We start from the raw sequence: 17,232 nt of genomic DNA on the forward strand, positions 1-17,232 counted from the left end.
GACCGCCATGGACATGCATATCGCCCAGGACCTGCCGCTGACCGGCGTCGACGTCTATTCCCTGCCGCCGACGAGGGCGAGGCCGTCCTGCGCCGCCAGCTCGCCGCGGCCTACCGGCTGGTCGACCATTTCGGCTGGACCGAGCTGATCTACGGCCACCTGACGGCCCGCGTGCCGGGGGAGAAGCCGCACTTCCTGATCAACCCGTTCGGGCTCAACTACGACGAGGTCACCGCCTCCAACCTCGTGAAGATCGACCTCGACGGCAACAATGTCGGCGAGTCCCCGTACCCGGTGAACTATGCCGGCTTCGTCATCCATTCGGCCGTCCACATGGCCCATGTCGCGCGCCACAAGGTGGTGATGCACACCCACACGCGGGCGGGCATGGCGATCTGCGCGCTGAAGGACGGGCTGCTGCCGATCTCGATGGTCTCGACCGCCTTCCACGGCAAGCTGTCGTACCACGACTACGAGGGGCCGAGCCTCGACCTCGACGAGCGCGGCCGGCTGCTCGCCAACCTCGGCGACAACCAGGCGATGATGCTGCGCAACCACGGCATCCTGACGACGGGCCGGTCCGTGCCCGAGGCCTTCCTGCGGCTCTACCGGCTGGAGCGCGCCTGCCAGATCCAGGTCGACGCGGCCGCCGCCGGCACGCTCAACATCATGGGCGGCAACCTCGCCGCCAAGTCGGGCGCCGACATGGACCGCTTCTCGGAGATGGAATCGGCCGTCGGCATCGGCGACCTCGAGTTCGCCGCCCTGATCCGCAAGCTCGACAAGGTGGACACCGGCTGGCGGCACTGAGGGGGCTGTCATCCCGACCGGCAAAGGTCCCTCGGGCGTCGCCCTCGGGATGACAGTCATCACTTGCGGTAGAGATCGCTCAGCGTGCCGCTGGGCGCCTTGATGTCGGCGATGCGCCAGCCCATGCCGGTGCGCACCAGGTCCAGCGTGATCTGCGTCGGCTTTCCCTGGTTCTCGAAGCGGACCGTGCCGACCGCCTTGCGGCCTTCCCCCGTCACCGAGATGGCGAGCTTGGCGATGTCCCAGTCCTGCGCATCCACGAAGGGATCGCCGTCGAGGCGCGGCGCCTCGCCCCGCCGGCGCGCCTCGCGCATGTCGTCCTCGATCCGCCGGGCGAGCTCGGGCGCGAAGAAGCGGTCGACCTGCCAGTAGGGCTGGCCCTTGAAGTCGAGGTCGGGATAGGGCGTGTAGATCCCGCGCAGGAACGCTTCCGGTGTCAGCGTATCGCGGGGTGGCGCCGTGGCCGCCTGCGCCAGGGCCTGCATGGGACCGAGCCCGAGTGCCGCCGCGGCGAGCCCCGCGAGCAGGCGTCGCCGGTCAGGCACGGAAGGCCGTGCGGTCGGTGCCGGCGTAGAGGGCCTTGGCCGAGCGCTCCACGGCGTCGCGATGGGCAGCGAGCGCCGCCTCGTCGAGGTCGCGGCGCGGGTCCGGTTCGTGATCGAAGTTGCCGAACGTGTCGCGGCCGCGCACCAGCATGGCCGAGTCGCGGACCTTGAGCTGGCGGACGTGAGGCGGGATGTAGCGGATGGCGTAGCCGATGCGCCGGTCGTCGGTCGTGTTGGGCCCCGAGCCGTGCACCAGCAGCACGTGGTGCAGCGACATCTCGCCGGCTTTCAGCGGCACGTCGACGCCTTCGCCCGCCGGCACGTCGACGGCGATCTCCTGGCCGCGGCTCAGCAGGTTGTCGCTGTCGAACGTGTCGCGATGCTCGATCTGGCTCCTGAGATGGCTGCCCGGCCAGAACCGCATCGCGCCGCTCTCGACCGGCGCGTCGGCGAAGGCCACCCAGGCGGTCACCACCTCGTCGGTGCTGAGGCCCCAGTAGGTCGCGTCCTGGTGCCAGGACACGAAGGAGGGCGAGCGCGCCTCCTTGGTGAAGAAGGTCGTGCTCCAGCACAGGATGTCGGGGCCGATGATGTCCTCGACGGCATCGAGGATCGCGGGATGGCGGGCGAGCTCGTTCGCCCAGGTGAACAGGAGATGCACCTTGTGGCGCATGTTGCCCTGCAGCGGGCCACCGAGCGCGCGCTCCTGGGCCTCCAGCCGGTCGCGATAGGCGCGGGCCTCCGCGGCCGGCAGCACCCTGACCGGGAAGTGGAAGCCGTCCCGCCGGTAGCGCGCCACCTCGGCGTCGGAGAGGACCTTCGGCATGGCCCGAGCATAACCCACCGGGGCTGCGGGGCCACCGTGAAATCCCGCCTGTAACGCCGGGCCCGCCAGACTCGTCTCTTCCCCGGTTGCAGAGGAAGAGAGACATGGTGGCGTACGGTCTGGCGGCGCTTCTGGTCGTGGGTTTGCCGGTGTGGCTGGTGATCCGGCTCCGGCGGCGGGCTGCCGTCGCAGGCGAGCCGCTCCGGGGCTTCGGTGGCTGGCTGGCCCTGTTCGCCTTTCTGCTTTGCCTCGGATTCGTCAGGTACGTCGCCGAGCTGGTGCTGGCGGCGCCGGACGTTCTGGCCGCGCTGGACAACGCGGCGGCGCGCGGTCCGTTCGCCGTCGTCGGCCTGGTCTCCCTCGCGACGATGGCGCTGTATTTGTGGGCCATCGTCACCCTGTTCCAGCGCAAGCGCTTCTTCCGGAAAGTCTACGCCGCCCTGTGGGCCCTGTCTTTCGTGGCGCCGTTCTGCCTGCTGGTGCTGCTTGCCGTACCGGGCGTGAGGGTCGACTCGCTGTTCGGCGACGGCGATCTCGTGCAATGGATCGCCGGGTCGATCGGCATGGGCCTGTGGTACTGGTACCTCTGCGTCTCGACGCGCGTCAGGAACACGCTGGTCAACTAAAGCATGATGAGATTGGCTGGAAACAGCCAATCTCATCATGCCCTCCGGCAACCTACGACATTCGCGCGCGCAGATGAGATGAGGTGGAATTGCAAGCGATTCCACCTCATCTCATCCCGCTCCCGGCAAACTACTTCCTCTCGCCGATCTTGCCCTTGGCGATGAACAGCTTGTCGGTCTCAGCAGCCAGCACGCCGCCCAGCAGGAGCCTGCTGGTGTAGATGTCCTTGCCGGCGTCGACGACGGCCTCGGCGCGGATATGGATGTCGGGGACGTACTGGCCCACGAACGGCGTGTCGGACCCGTAGACCATGCGCGGGATGCCGGCCCAGACCATGGCGCTGGCGCACATCGGGCAGGCCTCGCCGGTGCCGTACATGGTGAGGTTCTCCCAGCCCGTGTTGCCGTGCCGGGCGATGTAGGCGTTCATCGCCATCACCTCGGAATGGAACATCGGGCTCGCCGCCACGTCGGCGACGCCTTCGCCCACGACCGCGCCGGTGCGCTCGTCGACCAGCACCGAGCCGAAGGGCCGGCCGGGGTTGCGGTTCGCCTGAGCGATCGCGAGCCGGATGTATTTCTCGTGCCGGGCGAGCTCGGCCGGGCTGACGCCGGTCGGCTTCGTCCGGGTCTGCGCCTGCGCCCCGGAGTTCAGGGCGGCGAGGCCCACGGCGGCTGTCGCGCCGGCGACGACGGCGCGGCGGCAGGTCAGTCGGGACATCGTCGGTCTCCGTGTCAGAAGAATTTCCAGAAGATCCAGATCGAGAGCGCGTAGATGGCAACGATCAGGCCGGCCCCCAGCAGGTTGGCGCGCAGCGCGTTGCCCCTGGGGAACATCCACCAGCCCATCCGGTTGGCGACCCACGGCACGCCGAAGCCGGTCAGCGCCACGCTGAAGATGTTGCCGAGGAAGAGATTGACGGCCCACGGCAGGTGAAGCCTGTCCTGCAGGATCGGCGTGCCGATCCAGACGCCCCACAGGAAGACGATGGGGTAGAGGAGCAGCAGGACGATGAAGTCCATCTTCCAGACCGAAAGGCGCCCCGACCCGATCGACTCGTCGCGGAACCACTGCTCGAAGCCGGTGCCGATGCGGGCGTGGAACTCCTCGGTGAGGGGCGCCGCCTCCTCGACGAGCCGGTGGCGCACCGGCGAGTCGAGCCAGGCCTGCAGGTTGGCCTGGTTGTCGAAGCGCAGGATGGCGACGTAGTCGTCCTGCACGCCGGGCACCGCGGGCTCGAAGCGGTAGCCCTGCAGGCCGGGCGCCTTCGACTGGGCGGCGGCGATCCGGCGCTCCCAGGCGCGGTATTCGGCCTCCCTGCCCGGCTTCACGCGCGTGCTGATCACCGCCGAGACCGGCGCCGGCTTCAGGCCGCCATCGTCGTCGCGCACGATGTGGACGTCGTCGCGTCCGACCAGGAAGTCTGCTGCGCCCTCGATGCGGTTCTGGCGCTCGGGCGAGGCCAGCCAGCGCTGCGCGTCCTCCATCGTGTGGAAGCGCTGCAGGATCACCCAGTCGACCTGCAGGGGCGGGTTGGGCGGCATCAGCCGCTGCTCCACGAAGCCCGGGAAGCCCGAGACGAGGTGGCTGGTCTCGCCCTGCCAGCGCGCGAAATCCTCGGATCGCTCCGGGCGCACGCTGGTCTGGGTGACGATGCTGACGGTCATGTGACGCTGGCCAGGGTCTCGAACAGCCGGTCGGGCGTGAAGGGCAGGTGGGTGAAGCGGGCGCCGGTGGCATGGGCGAGCGCATTGGCCACGGCGGGCGCCACCGGGTTGATGGCGCATTCGCCCTGGGACTTGGCGCCCAGCGGGCCGATGGAATCGACGGTGTCGGCGAAGAAGATGTCGGTGTGCGGCGTGTCGGCGAAGGCGGGGACGCGGCAGTTGCGCAACTGCGGGTTCACCATGTGTCCATCCTCGTGGACCATGTTCTCGATCAACGCCCAGCCGTAGCCCATGGCGACCGCACCGTCGAGCTGGCCGCGGCACTGCATGGGGTTGATCGGCCGGCCGATGTCGGCGGCGTGCACGCTGTGCAGGATGCGGATCTCGCCGGTGACGCGATGCACGGCGAGCCGTACCCCCTGGACGTTGAAGGCGATGGTGCGGGGCGACAGGTAGGCCTTGCGCGAGACGGCGAAGCGATGGTCGACCCGGGTGCCCTCGGCGTGCAGGTCGCTGAGCGCGATGCGCCGGTTGCCGCAGATCACCGCGTCGTTGTCGAGCCGGCACTGGTCGGCCGGCGTCCCGGTGTGGCGGGACGCGAAGTCGAGGATGTCGGCCTTCATCGCCTCGGCGGCGGCGAGGACGGCCTTGCCCGCCACCACCGTGCCGGTGCTGGCGAAGGTGCCGGTGTCGTAGGGCGTGCGGTCGGTGTCGGCATTGACGATGGCGACGTCGGCGGCGCGCACGCCGACCACGGCGGCAGCCATCTGCCTGTGGGCGGTGGCGATGCCGTTGCCCATCTCCGACGAGCCGCAGGCCAGGTGATAGGTGCCGTCGGCCAGCAGCTTCATCTCGGCGCCGGACCGGTGCTCGGTCGGCGGCCCGCATTCCAGCATGGCCATCGCCGAGCCGGTGCCCTCGAGCCAGTCGTCGCCCTCGGGCTTCGGCGTGCCGTTGCCCTTGGCGAGCTCGCGCTGGACGATCTCCAGGCACTGGTCGATGCCGTGGCTGCCGAAGCTCGCGTCGCTCGGCTCCTTCCAGATCGATTCGACATTGTCGCCGGGGCGCACGACGTTGCGCCACCGCATCTCGAAGGGATCGATGCCGAGGGTGGCGGCCAGCTCGTCGATGGCGCATTCCATGGCGAAGGTGGTCTGCGAGGCGCCGTAGCCGCGGAAGCCGCCGCCCGGGATCATGTTGGTGTAGACGACGCGGCCGCGTCCCTTCTTGTTGGGGCAGCGGTAGGCGGCGAACGGGCTGGCCATGGCCGCCGCCAGGGTCTCGCTGGCGTGGTTGCCGTAGGCGCCGGTGTTGGACACGACGTCGACGTCGAGCGCGACCAGCGTGCCGTCCCGGCGGGCGCCCAGCTTGATCCGGCTCGTCATCTGGTGGCGGGTCGTGGCGCCCAGGAACTCGTCCTCGCGCGTCCATTCCCATTTCACCGGCCGGCCGCCCAGCTTCATGCTGGCGAACAGCGGCAGGTCCTCGGAGACCATCTCCTGCTTGCCGCCGAAGCCGCCGCCGACGCGCTCCGTGAAGACGTGGATCTGCGCGGCGGGAATCCCCATCAGGTAGGCGAGCTTGGTGCGGGCGGCGAAGGGGCCCTGCGAGCTGGTGCGCACATGCCAGCGGCCGTCCTCGCCCTTCCAGGCGATCGATCCATGGGTCTCGAGATGGACGTGCTGGACCCGCGAGGTCGAATAGGTCTTCTCGTGGACGATCTCGGCCTCGGCGAAGCCCTTCGCGACGTCGCCGATCTCGCCCTGCAGGGTGCAGAAGATGTTGCCGCTGTCGGCGACGACCTCGCCGCGGTCGTGGAGGACGGGCGCGGCCGGCTCCATGGCGGCGAAGGGGTCGAACACCGCCGGCAGGATCTCGTAGTCGACGACCAGGGCGCGGACGCCGGCCTCGGCCGCCGCCTCGCTCCCGGCGACCACGGCGACCAGCCGCTGGCCGACGAAGCGCGCGACATTGTCCAGCATGTAGGTGTCGTCGGGATCGACCAGATGGTCCTCGTGCAGCGCCGTGCTGTAGAGCCGGCGCGGCACGTCCTCCCAGGTGTAGACGGCGACCACGCCGGGGACGGCCAGCGCCTTGCTCTTGTCGATCTTCGTGAGGCGGGCATGGGCGTGCGGCGAGCGCAGCACCTTGAGGTGCAGCAGGCCCGCGATCGCGACGTCCATCGTGTAGCGCGCCTTGCCGGTCAGGATGGCGTCGGTGAACGGGTTGGGCAGGCTGGCGCCCAGCGCCCTGCCGGCGACGTCGTCCTCGATGTTCTTCCGGCCGCTGAGGGCATCGACGATCGAGCGGTAGCCGGTGCAGCGGCAGATATTGCCCTTGAGCGCGTGCGGCAGGTCGGCCTTGTGCGCCGCGTCGAAGGCGGCCGAGGCCGTCGTCATCATCATGCCGGCGGCGCAGTAGCCGCACTGGAAGGCCTGGGCGTCGTGGAAGGCCTGCTGGATGGGATGCAGCCTGCCGTCCTGGCCGAGCCCTTCGATGGTGGTGATCCTTCGGCCCTCGCCGCGAAAGGCCGGGACCAGGCAGGAGTGAAAGGGCGTGCCGTCGATCCACACGGTGCAGGCGCCGCAGTCGCCGGCGTCGCAGCCCTTCTTGACCCCGAAGACCTCGAGATCGCGCAGGAAGGTGCGCAGGCACTGGCCGGGCGCCGGTTCCGCCGAGTAGAGGCGGCCGTTGACCTCGTACTTGCTCATGACAGCTCCGCGCGGATCTGCTCCGCCAGATAGAAGGTGACGTGGCGCTTGTAGGGGGCCGAGCCGTGGACGTCGTGGAACCACGCGTCCGGCGGCAGGCGGTGGTCGATGGCCTCGCGCAGCTCCGCCGTCGCCGGTGTGCGGGCGAAGCGCAGATGGACCGGCCGCGGCGTCGCGGCGCTGACCGTGAGCAGGAAGTCGCTGCCGTCGTCGTTCACCGTGGCGAGGATCAGCGCCGCCGAGCGGCCGAGATGCGTGAGCGAGACCTGGCGCATGGCGGCGCGCTTCCGGAGTGCGAACGCCGGCAGCAGGATGGAGCGCAGCAGCTCGCCCTTCTGCAGGACGTTGGTGTGCATGCCGGTGACGAAGTCGACCACCGGCACCTGGCGCGGCTTGCCGTCCCGCGGCCACAGCGTGCACACGCCCTCGAGCCCGGCGGTGAGCGACACCATGGCCCCGGCCGGCAAGGACATGCAGAGGTTGCCGCCGACGGTCGCGGCGTTCCAGATCTTGAACGACATCAGGAACGCGTCGATGCACCGGTCGAACAGGGGCACGGCCTTCCAGTCCGGCGGTCCCGCGAAGTCGTGCAGCTCGACGATCCGGCAGGTGGCGGCGATCTCCAGCCCCTCCGGCGTCACGGTGAGCGGCGGCCAGCCGAACTCGCGGAGGTCGACGAGCGTGTCGGTGGTGACCTGCGGTTCGGAGAACAGCCAGGTTCCGCCCGCGAGATAGGCGTGGCCGTCGCGCCAGCCGATCTCGTCGACCGACCTCGGCCGCTTCACCTCGACGATGGTGTTGAGATTCATGCCCCGTCTCCCTGGTCTCGCGGTCACCCCGAGCGCTTCGCGCCCGGGGTGTCCGTCGTCACTTGAGGTCGTCGAGCGACGACGGGCCGGGGCCGGGCGTGACCAGGGTCGGCCACTGCTTCGAACCGAAGGGGACCGCCGGCGGCAGGACGGGCGGCTTCCCGCGGCTCTGCATCTCCGAGATGATGGTCTTGCGGCCGTCGCCGCCCATCAGCTCGAAGTCCATCACGTGATGGTTGCCGAAGAACAGCTCGCCGACCGAGCGGTCGCCGATGATGCGGGTCATCGAGACCAGCATCTCCTCCGGCGTGGTGGTGAAGCCCATGGTCTCGATCAGCATCAGCCGGTGGTTGATCGCCTCGGCCCCGAAATACTGGGCGAGCACGGAGAACAGCACGTTGTTCTGGCGCGCCACGTAGATGGTGTTGGAGGCGGCGTAAGTCTTTTCCATGTCGGGGCCGAGCATCTTCGACCATTCGTCCATCACGCCCATCCAGTGCTTGACCTGGGTGGCGGCCGCCCAGTTGATGATCAGCTTGATGTTGGGCGCCTGCTTCCTGGCGAAGGCCAGCAGCGGCTCGAGGGTCACCACACCCTTGGCCAGGCAGTCGTCCATGTAGGCGACGTTGGCGGCCAGGATCTCCTTCACCGTGCCCTTCCAGTCGGGCTGGATGTCGGTGCTGGCGTCGATATTGTCGAGCGCGGTCTTCATCTGCGTGCGATAGGCCGCCATCGGCGCGATCCAGCGCTTGTCCTCGGGATTGTTGACCGAGGGGATGACGACCTGGCTGATCGCCATGGAGCTGTGCCCGGTCGACTTCAGGATCTGGTAGACCTTGGGCACCGACGGGGCGGTGATCGTCGGCTGGCCGGGCCGGTAGAGCATCATGCGGCCGCCCTCGCCGGTGAACATCGCCAGGATGATCGGATGCCTGGCCAGGATGTTCTGGCGGTAGATGCTCGATGCCCGGTCGTAGAGCGAGAACATGCCGATGTTGAGCTGGAGCACGTCGCGCGTGGCGAGCGCGGCCGGCGACGACGGCGTGTTGCCCGAGATGGCGGAGAGATAGTCGGGAAGGGCGGACGGGACCTGCGCCGCCGCCGGGCCCACGGCCAGCCCCGCGGCGAGCACGCCGGCCGCGAGGTGCAGCATCCCTCTCTTCATCGCTCCTCCCTTTCTTTCCTTCGTTTGGGTCCTTGTGTGTTCCCTGGCCCGGGACGGTCGGTCGATTCGGGTGGTCATGACAACTCCTTTCAGAACAGCGGGGTGACGCGCAGCGTCCCGGTGAGCGCCCCCGGCGTCGACGGCGAGGCGCCGGGCGTCGGGATGTAGGTCACGGTCGGCTGCAGGAAGGTCGCGGCGAACAGATGGGCCTGGTAGTAGGCCTGGAGCATCAGCTCGTTCTGCCGCCGGAAGAGGTTCTGGTTGAGCTGCGAGGCGTTGGCGCCGAACTGGTAGAAGATCGAGACCGACGAGGCGGACACGCTCGGGTTGACGCCGTAGGTCACCCGCTGGGAGCCGAACAGGTAGAAGCCGCCCGTGCCGTTCTCGGTGACGTGCCGCGCCGACAGCATGCCGGTCTGCCGCCACAGGCCGATGGCGAACTGCCCGGGATGCTCGCCCTCGCCGAGGAGGTAGTTGACGCCGATCTCCCCGATGTTGAACCAGTAGCCGTTGAACATCGGCGGGGCGAGCCCGGTCTGGACGCCCCGCGCGCGGTTGCCGTCGTAGAAGCCGATATTGGAATAGAAGGACTTCACCGGCGTGAAGGTGACGGTCACGCCGTTGGCCGGGTTGTAGTAGCCCATCATGGCGCCGATCATCGAGGCGTTCACGAAGACCGGCGTCCACAGGAGGCCGCTGATGGCCGGGATGTTCTGGTTCACGTCGGCGAGCGCGACGGGCCGCAGGACGTTGCCGAAATCGTAGCTCGGGATGACGCGGCCGATGCGCATCGACAACACGTCCTTCTTCATCTCCTGGAGGTACCAGGCATCGAGGAGCTCGGTCCGGTCGTAGGGCGGCTGTCCGACGATGCTGTTGTAGCCCGCGACGCTGCCGGCCTGCCGGTTGGTCTCGCCGCCGTCGAACTGGAGGAACTGGACGCCGAAGGCCGCGCCCTGCCACCCGGCCAGCTTCCCGGCGTCGACATGGAGGCCGAGGAACAGCGCCTGGTTCTTGGTCCAGCCGCCCGGGACGGTGCCGCCCGCGGCCACCAGGTTGGTATCGGCCAGCCACAGTCCGCCAAGCTTGATCCCCCATTCGTCCTTCAGGCCGAGCGTGCGACCGAGCCAGCCGGTGCCGACGACGGAGTAGTCCGTGGCCGACGGATTGCCGCTGACGGCGGCCGAGGCCTGGGCCATCGCCTGTCCGGCGCCGAGCGAGAGGCCCATCGCGCATCTTCCTGCGGGGCGGGTGCCTCGTGGGGTCAAGAAAGGATCAAGAGAGGTTCGTGGCCTCTCTTCTCACAGGCTCTGCAATTCCATCGGCTCCCCACAAACGGGGGCGTTTGCCGCGTACGGGCCGAGCGACTAGGGTCGCGCAACTTCCAGCCTGGGCGAAGCCTCGCGGCATGTCGGTCTACGCGTTCGGTCCCTTCATCCTCGACGTTCCGGCGCGACACCTGACGCGCGACGGCCGTCGGCTGGCCGTCCCCGGAAAGGCCTGGCAGATCCTGCTGATGCTGGTCGAGGCGGGGGGACGGCTGGTGTCGCACGAGACGTTCCGGGCCAGGCTGTGGCCCAACATCGTGGTCGAGGACCGCACCCTCACCGTCCACGTCTCGACCCTGCGCAAGGCGCTGGGGGCGGGTACCGCCGACCTGATCGAGACCGTGTCGCGCGAAGGCTATCGCCTCGCCGTGCCGATCCGGGTGCTGCCCGACACCGGCCCGCCGGGAGCGAGCGCGTCGCCGGCCGCGACGGCGAGCACGCTCGCCGTGCGGCCGTTCGCGACCGCTGGCCTGGCCACGGCCGAGAGCTATCTCGGCGTCGGCATCGCCGACGCGGTGACGACGGCGTTGGGCGGCGTGCCCGGCGTCATGGTCTCGCCGGTCGAGGCCGTCGAGGACCTGGCGGGTGCGCGGTCGCTCGGCGTCGAGCATCTGCTGGAAGGCTCGGTCCAGCGTGGCGCCGAGAGCCTCAGCGTCGAGGCCAGCCTGATCGACGTGGCGAGCGGGCGCACCGAATGGCGCGAGCGGTTCGAGCGGCCGCGGGGCGATGGCGTCGCCCTCCAGGACGCGATCGCCAGCCGCGTCGCGGTCTCGCTGCCGGACTCGCCGTTCCCGGGGGAGGGCCACGCCGTTCGGAGCTACCGGCCGCAGACGGCGGACGCCTATTTCCTGCAGCTCGAGGCGCGCGCCCATCTGAAGCCGTTCACCCGACTGCCGCTGATCAAGGCGTTGACCCTGTTCGAGCAGGCGCTGAAGCACGATCCCGACTACGCGGCGGCCCATGCCGGGCTCGCCTCGACCTACCTCCTCATGGCCTCCACGGCGATGCTGCGGCCGCTCCAGGTCGACGAGGCGATGCCGATGGCCCGCCGGCATGCGCTGCAGGCGATCGCCCTCGACGAGGGGCTGGCCGAGGCCTGGGCCGCGCTCGGCCGCGTCAAGATGGAGTACGACTGGGACTGGGACGGCGCCGAGGCCGATCTCGCGCACGCCGTCGCCCTCAATGCCAGCTCGGTCGAGGCGCTCGGCACGCTTGGCCAGTTCCTGAGCGCGATGGGCCGGCACGACGAGGCGATCGAGACCATGGAGCAGGCCCGCCGGCTCGATCCGCGCAGCGTCGCGACGCTGCAGCATCTGGCCATCGTCTACTGGATGGCGGGGCACGCCGACCGGGCGCTCGCGGCGGTGGACGACAGCCTGAAGGTCCTGCCCGGCTCCACGCGCGCCCATTACGGGCGCATGATGATCCTCGACCAGCTCGGCCGGCGGGAGGAGGCGATGGTCGAGCGGCTCGCAACCCTGCGCGGGTTGAGCATCGCCGCGGGCCTCGCCGAGCATGTGGAGGCGGTGGCGATCGAGCGGGGCTGGCGCGAGGCCATGATCGTCTGGATCGGCCTGCTCGAACGCACCAACCGCTGGGAGGGCGCCGCGCAGCAGTGGATGGCGCTGGGCGAGGCGGGACGCGCGCTCGATGCCCTCGAGCATTGCGTCAGGGCGAGGACGACCTACCTGTGCTTCGTCGCGCAGAATCCCTGTTTCCGGCCGCTCCGGGGCGAGGCCCGCTTCGCCCGGGTGCTGAGCGCGCTGGGGCTCGACGGCAAGGGCGGCGTCGGCCGGGGCCCGAGATGAACGTCGGGCCGAACGGGCTGACCGCACGGCATTGACGGTTCCGGCGTAGCCATCGGCGCTGACCGGCATGACGGGCGATCCCTCTGAATCCGGCGCGCGGCCGCTTCTTCCGCTCCCCCGAGCCCGCGCGCTTTGGCATTATTGCGGCGGGGGTGGGCGACGGTGAGAGCCAGCCGTCTCAGTTCGGGGACTTCATGCTTGTCCAGGCGTCTCAGCCTTACGGCCGACTGGTCGATCTGACGACGGACGGGGTACCGGCCGGCGAGCGGATCGACTATTGGCGCGACGTCGTCCTGCGCCGCACGCGGCCGGAGCTGCCGCAGGGCGGGCAGGCGTTCCGCGCCCATCTGAGGCGCGTCGTCCTGGAGGAGGTCGAGCTCATCGAGCATGCGTCCGACGCGGTGGTCTCGGGCCGCTCGCCCGGCCGTACGCGCTTCGACGGCGGCGACGACATCGCGCTCGAGCTCATCCGCAGCGGGACGTCGCTGCTCACCCACAATGGCCGGCACAGGCTGGGCGCGGGCGACCTCTGCCTGGTCGACTATGCCCGGCCGCTGCAGATCGAGCGGACGCGCCATCGCGCGAGCGGCATCGTGCTGTCGCGGCGCCGGGTGCGCGAGGTCCTCGGCGACGACCTCTCGGCCCTGGCCGGTCGGCGCATCCCGGCGCGCGGGCTTGCGGCCGTGCTGCGGGCGCAGATGAGCAGCGCGCTCGACGAGGCGCCGCACATGACGGAGTCGGAAAGGGTGATCGCGACGAACGCCGCCGCCGAGATGGCGCTGGCGATCCTCCAGGCGGGGCGGTTCGGAGCGGCCGACGCCGAGCGGTTCGGCGAGGGCCTGTACCGGGCGGCCTGCGCCGTCATCGAGCGGCGCTGCGCCGATCCCGGCCTGAGGCCGGAGCATGTGGCCAGCGCCGTCGGCTGCTCGCGCGCCACCCTGTACCGGCTGTTCGCCCGCCGCGGCGAGGGCGTCGCGGGCGTGGTGTGGCAGGCCCGGCTCGAGCGGGCGCGCCGGCTGCTCGGTTCGGCCGAAGGGATCGGCGTGCCGATCGGCGAGGTCGCGACGCGGAGCGGCTTCGTCGACGTGCCGACCTTCAACCACATGTTCAGGCGGCGCTACGGGATGACGCCGAGCGATGCGCGGCAGGCGGGCGCGATGGCACCGCCGCCGACCGCGCGCGACGCCTGACCGGCAGCGGCGTTCAGGCCAGCGCGGCCAGCCGCGCCGCGTGGCGATTGTGCTCGGCGACGACGCGCTCGAGGTCGACCGTCACGATCCGCCCGTCGCGCACGACCGGCCGGCCGCCGACCACGGTATGGCGCGCGGGCTGCGGGGCGCAGAACACGGCGGCGGCCACCGGATCGGCGAGCCCGCCGGCGAAGCCCACGGCGTTGAGGTCGAGGGCGAAGAAATCGCACATCCTGCCGGGCGCCAGCGCGCCGATGTCGTCGCGTCCCAGCAGGGCCGCGCCGCCGCGCGTCGCCAGCTCGAGCGCCTGGCGCGCCGTCATCCATTCGCCGTCGCGGCTGGGATCGGCGGTCGAGACCGTCGTGTCCGGCCCCTCGGGCGGCCTGAGGCCGATCTGCAGGCGCGCCAGCAGCATCGCCTGACGGACCTCGCCCAGCAGGTTGTTGCCGTCGTTGCTGGCCGAGCCGTCGACGCCGATCCCGACCGTCACGCCGGCTCGGCGGTACTTCATGATCGGCGCGATGCCCGAGGCCAGCCGCATGTTGGAGCAGGGGCAGTGGCAGACGCCGGTACCGGAGCGGGCGAAGGTTGCGATCTCGGCGTCGTTGACGTGGACGGCATGGGCGTACCAGACGTCGCGGCCGGACCAGCCGAGCGTGCCCATGTAGTCGACCGGCCGCCGGCCGAACCGCTCGAGCGTGTAGCGCTCCTCGTCCAGCGTCTCGCAGAGGTGGGTGTGCAGGCGCACGCCGCGCTGGCGGGCCAGCGTGGCCGACTGGCGCAGCAGCTCGGGCGAGACCGAGAAGGGCGAGCAGGGGGCGAGCACGATCTGCGTCATCGCCCCGGGCGCGGCGTCGTGGTAGCGGCCGATCACCCGCTCGCAGTCGGCGAGGATCTCGTCCTCGTCCTCGACACAGGAATCGGGCGGCAGGCCGCCCTTCGACTCGCCGAGCGACATCGATCCGCGCGACACCACGAAGCGCATGCCGATCTCGGCCGCGGCGGCGATCTGATCGTCGACCGCGCAGCCGTTGCGGAACACGTAGGCATGGTCGAACACCGTGGTGCAGCCCGACAGGGCGAGCTCGGCGCAACCGACCAGCGTCGCCGTCCGGCTGGCTTCGGGCGTGCGGGCGGCCCACAGGCGATAGTGGGCGCGCAGCCAGCGGAAAAGGTTGTTGTTCTGCGCGGCGGGAAGGTTGCGGGTCAGCACCTGGTCGAGATGGTGATGGCCGTTGATCAGCCCCGGCAGGACGAGGTGGTCGCGCAGGTCCATCACCGTGTCGGCCGTCGCCGGCAGCGACGATGTCGGGCCGACGGCGCGGATGACGCCGTCGACAGCGAAGAGACCGGCATCGGCGAGCTCCCGCCGCTCGTCGTCCATGGTGGCGACCAGCGCGTTCCTGACGAGCAGCGAGGGCATGGTGGTCCGCCTCTCAGGTCGGCTTCGAGCGGGTCTCCAGGTCGGGCAGGCGATGGGCCGTCACCGGCGGCGCCGGCCCGTCGAAGCGCTCGATCTCGACCAGGCAGGTCTGGGCGATGCAGCCTTGGCTGAGCTTGGAGGCGCCGATGTCGAGCGTCAGCGCGTTCGGATTGCCGTGCTTCTCCAGCGGCTGATTGGAGCCGGAATCGGCGGGATCGAACCAGGCGCCGGTCGAGAGGCGCACGACGCCGCGGCGGATGCGATCGCTCAGCCGGGCGGCGGCGAGGCAGGCGCCGCGGTCGTTGTAGACTCGCAGCAGGTCGCCGTCGGCGATGCCGCGCGCCGCCGCGTCCTCGGGATGCATCGTGACCGGCTGGCGGCCGCGGATCTTGGTCGAGCGGGCGTGCGGGCTGTGGTCGAGCTGGCTGTGCAGCTTGTCGGCCGGCTGATCCGACAGCATGTGCAGCGGATAGCGCTCGGCGAGCCGCGCGCCCAGCCATTCGGCCGGCTCGAACCAGGTCGCGTGGCCCGGGCAGTCGTCGTAGCCGAACGAGGCGATCTTCTCGGAGAAGATCTCGATGCGGCCCGACGGCGTCTTGAGCGGATGCTTCGCGGGATCGGCGCGGAAGGAAGCCAGCATGACCGGCTCGCGGCTGGTGCCCTCCGCCTCGGCCATGCCGGCCTGCCAGAAGGCGTCGAAGGCGGGGATCGTGACGCCGGCCTCGGCCGACTTCCTGCGCGACAGCTCGTAGAGATGCTGCAGCCACGCCATCGTGTCGCGGCCCTCGGTGTAGGTCTCCCCCTGGCCCAGACGCTCGGCGAGCTGCGAGAAGATCCAGTAGTCGTCGCGCGCTTCGCCGACCGGCTCGCGCGCCTTCTTCATGGCGATGAGGTAGGGCTCGCGGCTGCCGTAGCCGATGTCGTCGCGCTCGAGGCTGGTCGTGGCGGGCAGCACGATGTCGGCCATGCGCGCCGCCGGCGTCCAGAACTGCTCGTGGAACACGATGGTCTCGGGCTTGCGCCAGGCCGTCATCAGACGGTTGAGGTCCTGGTGATGGTGGAACGGGTTGCCGCCCGCCCAGTAGACCAGCCTTATGTCGGGATAGACGAGGTCGCGGCCGTTGTACGGCACCTTGCCGCCGGGATTGAGCAGCATGTCGGTGAAGCGGGCGACCGGGATGAAGTCGCTGACCGCGTTGGTGCCCTGCGGCAGCGTCGGTCCGCTGTACTTGGGGAAGGCGCTGCCCATCAGGTTCACCGGGCCGTAGCCGACGGCGAAGCCGCCGCCCGGCAGCCCGACCTGGCCCAGCATGCAGGCGAGCGTGACCAGCGCCCAGAACGGCTGCTCGCCGTGATGGCTGCGCTGCAGCGACCAGTTGATGCTGACGGTGGTGCGGGTCGCGGCCATCTCCCGCGCCAGGCTGCGAATGCGGGAAGCCGCGATGCCGGTGATGCGCTCGGCCCATTCCGGCGTCTTGCCGGCCAGCGACGGAGCGAACCTGTCGAAGCCCACCGTGCAGCGGTCGAGGAAGGCGCGGTCGTGGAGGTTCTCTTCCAGCAGCACATGGCAGAGCGCCAGGATCAGGGCGGTGTCGGTGTTGGGGCGGATCGCCAGCCATTCGACGGTGCCGCCGGTGTCGAGATCGTCGGCGGTCGGCGTGACGTTGACGAAGCGCACGCCCTTCGCGCGCATGCCGTAGAGGCCGCCCTTGACGTGGTGTCGGGTGGCGCCGCCGGCGTTGATCTGGCTGTTCTTGTGCGGCACGCCGCCGAACGAGACGAAGAGCTTGCAGTGCTCGGCCATCACGTCCCACGGCGTGTGCATGGACATCAGCTCGTCCATCGGCGCCACGATGTGCGGCATCAGCACGCGCGCCGCCGCCAGGCTGTAGGAATCCTGGTGCCGCACGTAGCCGCCGACGGCATTCAGGAAGCGGTGGACCTGGCTCTGGGCGTGGTGGAAGCGGCCGGCGCTCGACCAGCCATAGGAGCCGCCGAAGATCGAGCGGTTGGAATGCTTCTCCTTCACCCGCCGGATCTCGGCCGCGACCAGATCGAGGGCCACCGGCCAGTCGACTTCGACGAAGGGTTCCTGGCCGCGCCGCTCGGGCGCCGCACCCGGACCGTGCTCGAGCCAGCTTCGGCGCACCGACGGGCGGCGCACCCGAAGGCGCGTCACCTCGTCCGACAGCATGTGCAGGCCGATCGGCGAGGGATCGGGATCGCGCGAGAAGGGGTGGAGCTTCACCGCCTTGCCGTCGTCGTCGTACTCGACCTCGTAGACGCCCCAGTGGGCGGCGGTGAGGGTGCGCTGATGGGTCAT

General features: G+C 70.1%; 15 protein-coding genes. 5 read left to right on the forward strand and 10 right to left on the reverse strand.

Features of this window, described 5'->3' with window-relative positions; translation table 11 throughout:
- Window positions 1-7 precede the first annotated feature (7 nt).
- On the forward strand, window positions 8-148 hold the full coding sequence (locus ACO073_RS13020; protein ID WP_421997867.1) for a hypothetical protein: 141 nt from the start codon (window positions 8-10) through the stop codon (window positions 146-148).
- Complete coding sequence (locus ACO073_RS13025; protein ID WP_422002133.1) at window positions 118-810, forward strand: class II aldolase/adducin family protein; 693 nt, start codon at window positions 118-120, stop codon at window positions 808-810. Before ACO073_RS13020 ends, ACO073_RS13025 begins: the two co-directional genes overlap by 31 nt.
- Before the next feature lie 59 nt (window positions 811-869).
- Here ACO073_RS13025 and ACO073_RS13030 read toward each other — a convergent pair whose 3' ends face one another.
- Together ACO073_RS13030 and ACO073_RS13035 are read right to left on the reverse strand one after the other, a co-directional pair.
- Window positions 870-1,355, reverse strand: a complete 486-nt coding sequence (locus tag ACO073_RS13030; RefSeq protein WP_421997869.1) for a DUF3828 domain-containing protein — start codon at window positions 1,353-1,355, stop codon at window positions 870-872.
- A complete protein-coding gene (locus ACO073_RS13035; protein WP_421997870.1) occupies window positions 1,348-2,181 on the reverse strand; it encodes a phytanoyl-CoA dioxygenase family protein in 834 nt (277 codons plus the stop codon). Before ACO073_RS13035 ends, ACO073_RS13030 begins: the two co-directional genes overlap by 8 nt.
- 104 nt (window positions 2,182-2,285) lie before the next feature.
- Here ACO073_RS13035 and ACO073_RS13040 point away from each other — a divergent pair, with 104 nt between their 5' ends.
- Window positions 2,286-2,807, forward strand: a complete 522-nt coding sequence (locus ACO073_RS13040) for a DUF2569 family protein (RefSeq protein WP_421997871.1) — start codon at window positions 2,286-2,288, stop codon at window positions 2,805-2,807.
- Between the two features lie 130 nt (window positions 2,808-2,937).
- On the opposite strand, the gene ACO073_RS13045 is transcribed toward ACO073_RS13040, so the two are convergent.
- The 6 genes from ACO073_RS13045 to ACO073_RS13070 all read right to left on the reverse strand — a co-directional run bounded on the left by ACO073_RS13045 (window position 2,938) and on the right by ACO073_RS13070 (window position 10,389).
- The gene (locus ACO073_RS13045; RefSeq protein ID WP_421997872.1) at window positions 2,938-3,528 is read right to left on the reverse strand and encodes a nucleoside deaminase; all 591 of its coding nucleotides are present in this window, start codon (window positions 3,526-3,528) and stop codon (window positions 2,938-2,940) included.
- Window positions 3,529-3,542: 14 nt separating this feature from the next.
- Window positions 3,543-4,475 carry an antibiotic biosynthesis monooxygenase gene (locus ACO073_RS13050; protein ID WP_421997873.1) on the reverse strand — a complete coding sequence of 311 codons (933 nt, stop codon included), beginning with the start codon at window positions 4,473-4,475 and terminating at the stop codon, window positions 3,543-3,545.
- Window positions 4,472-7,186 (reverse strand): molybdopterin-dependent oxidoreductase, encoded by a 2,715-nt coding sequence (locus ACO073_RS13055; protein WP_421997874.1) that lies wholly within the window; start codon window positions 7,184-7,186, stop codon window positions 4,472-4,474. The genes ACO073_RS13050 and ACO073_RS13055 overlap by 4 nt, the downstream gene beginning before the upstream one ends.
- Window positions 7,183-7,995 (reverse strand): FAD binding domain-containing protein, encoded by an 813-nt coding sequence (locus ACO073_RS13060; RefSeq protein ID WP_421997876.1) that lies wholly within the window; start codon window positions 7,993-7,995, stop codon window positions 7,183-7,185. The genes ACO073_RS13055 and ACO073_RS13060 overlap by 4 nt, the downstream gene beginning before the upstream one ends.
- 58 nt (window positions 7,996-8,053) lie before the next feature.
- Entirely contained in the window at window positions 8,054-9,160 is a 1,107-nt protein-coding gene (locus ACO073_RS13065) for a hypothetical protein (RefSeq protein WP_421997877.1), read from the reverse strand.
- 89 nt (window positions 9,161-9,249) lie between these two features.
- Window positions 9,250-10,389, reverse strand: a complete 1,140-nt coding sequence (locus tag ACO073_RS13070; protein WP_421997878.1) for a carbohydrate porin — start codon at window positions 10,387-10,389, stop codon at window positions 9,250-9,252.
- Between the two features lie 179 nt (window positions 10,390-10,568).
- On the opposite strand from ACO073_RS13070, the gene ACO073_RS13075 reads away from it, so the two are divergent.
- Together ACO073_RS13075 and ACO073_RS13080 are read left to right on the forward strand one after the other, a co-directional pair.
- A complete protein-coding gene (locus tag ACO073_RS13075; protein ID WP_421997879.1) occupies window positions 10,569-12,296 on the forward strand; it encodes a winged helix-turn-helix domain-containing tetratricopeptide repeat protein in 1,728 nt (575 codons plus the stop codon).
- Between the two features lie 194 nt (window positions 12,297-12,490).
- Complete coding sequence (locus tag ACO073_RS13080; protein WP_421997880.1) at window positions 12,491-13,486, forward strand: helix-turn-helix domain-containing protein; 996 nt, start codon at window positions 12,491-12,493, stop codon at window positions 13,484-13,486.
- Between the two features lie 13 nt (window positions 13,487-13,499).
- Here ACO073_RS13080 and ACO073_RS13085 read toward each other — a convergent pair whose 3' ends face one another.
- Window positions 13,500-14,909: an 8-oxoguanine deaminase gene (locus ACO073_RS13085; RefSeq protein ID WP_421997881.1), complete on the reverse strand. Its 1,410-nt coding sequence runs from the start codon at window positions 14,907-14,909 to the stop codon at window positions 13,500-13,502.
- 13 nt (window positions 14,910-14,922) lie between these two features.
- Window positions 14,923-17,232: a molybdopterin-dependent oxidoreductase gene (locus tag ACO073_RS13090; protein ID WP_421997882.1), complete on the reverse strand. Its 2,310-nt coding sequence runs from the start codon at window positions 17,230-17,232 to the stop codon at window positions 14,923-14,925.

This window comes from Reyranella sp. (assembly GCF_965229815.1).
Taxonomy (GTDB): Bacteria; Pseudomonadota; Alphaproteobacteria; order Reyranellales; family Reyranellaceae; genus Reyranella.

Bases quoted from the DNA above. Each gene is read 5' to 3' on its own strand.
- ACO073_RS13020 (WP_421997867.1), top strand. From the start codon at position 8: ATGGACATGCATATCGCCCAGGACCTGCCGCTGACCGGCGTCGACGTC.
- ACO073_RS13035 (WP_421997870.1), bottom strand. From the start codon at position 2,181: ATGCCGAAGGTCCTCTCCGACGCCGAGGTGGCGCGCTACCGGCGGGAC.
- ACO073_RS13040 (WP_421997871.1), top strand. From the start codon at position 2,286: ATGGTGGCGTACGGTCTGGCGGCGCTTCTGGTCGTGGGTTTGCCGGTG.
- ACO073_RS13045 (WP_421997872.1), bottom strand. From the start codon at position 3,528: ATGTCCCGACTGACCTGCCGCCGCGCCGTCGTCGCCGGCGCGACAGCC.
- ACO073_RS13050 (WP_421997873.1), bottom strand. From the start codon at position 4,475: ATGACCGTCAGCATCGTCACCCAGACCAGCGTGCGCCCGGAGCGATCC.
- ACO073_RS13055 (WP_421997874.1), bottom strand. From the start codon at position 7,186: ATGAGCAAGTACGAGGTCAACGGCCGCCTCTACTCGGCGGAACCGGCG.
- ACO073_RS13060 (WP_421997876.1), bottom strand. From the start codon at position 7,995: ATGAATCTCAACACCATCGTCGAGGTGAAGCGGCCGAGGTCGGTCGAC.
- ACO073_RS13065 (WP_421997877.1), bottom strand. From the start codon at position 9,160: ATGAAGAGAGGGATGCTGCACCTCGCGGCCGGCGTGCTCGCCGCGGGG.
- ACO073_RS13070 (WP_421997878.1), bottom strand. From the start codon at position 10,389: ATGGGCCTCTCGCTCGGCGCCGGACAGGCGATGGCCCAGGCCTCGGCC.
- ACO073_RS13075 (WP_421997879.1), top strand. From the start codon at position 10,569: ATGTCGGTCTACGCGTTCGGTCCCTTCATCCTCGACGTTCCGGCGCGA.
- ACO073_RS13080 (WP_421997880.1), top strand. From the start codon at position 12,491: ATGCTTGTCCAGGCGTCTCAGCCTTACGGCCGACTGGTCGATCTGACG.
- ACO073_RS13085 (WP_421997881.1), bottom strand. From the start codon at position 14,909: ATGCCCTCGCTGCTCGTCAGGAACGCGCTGGTCGCCACCATGGACGAC.
- ACO073_RS13090 (WP_421997882.1), bottom strand. From the start codon at position 17,232: ATGACCCATCAGCGCACCCTCACCGCCGCCCACTGGGGCGTCTACGAG.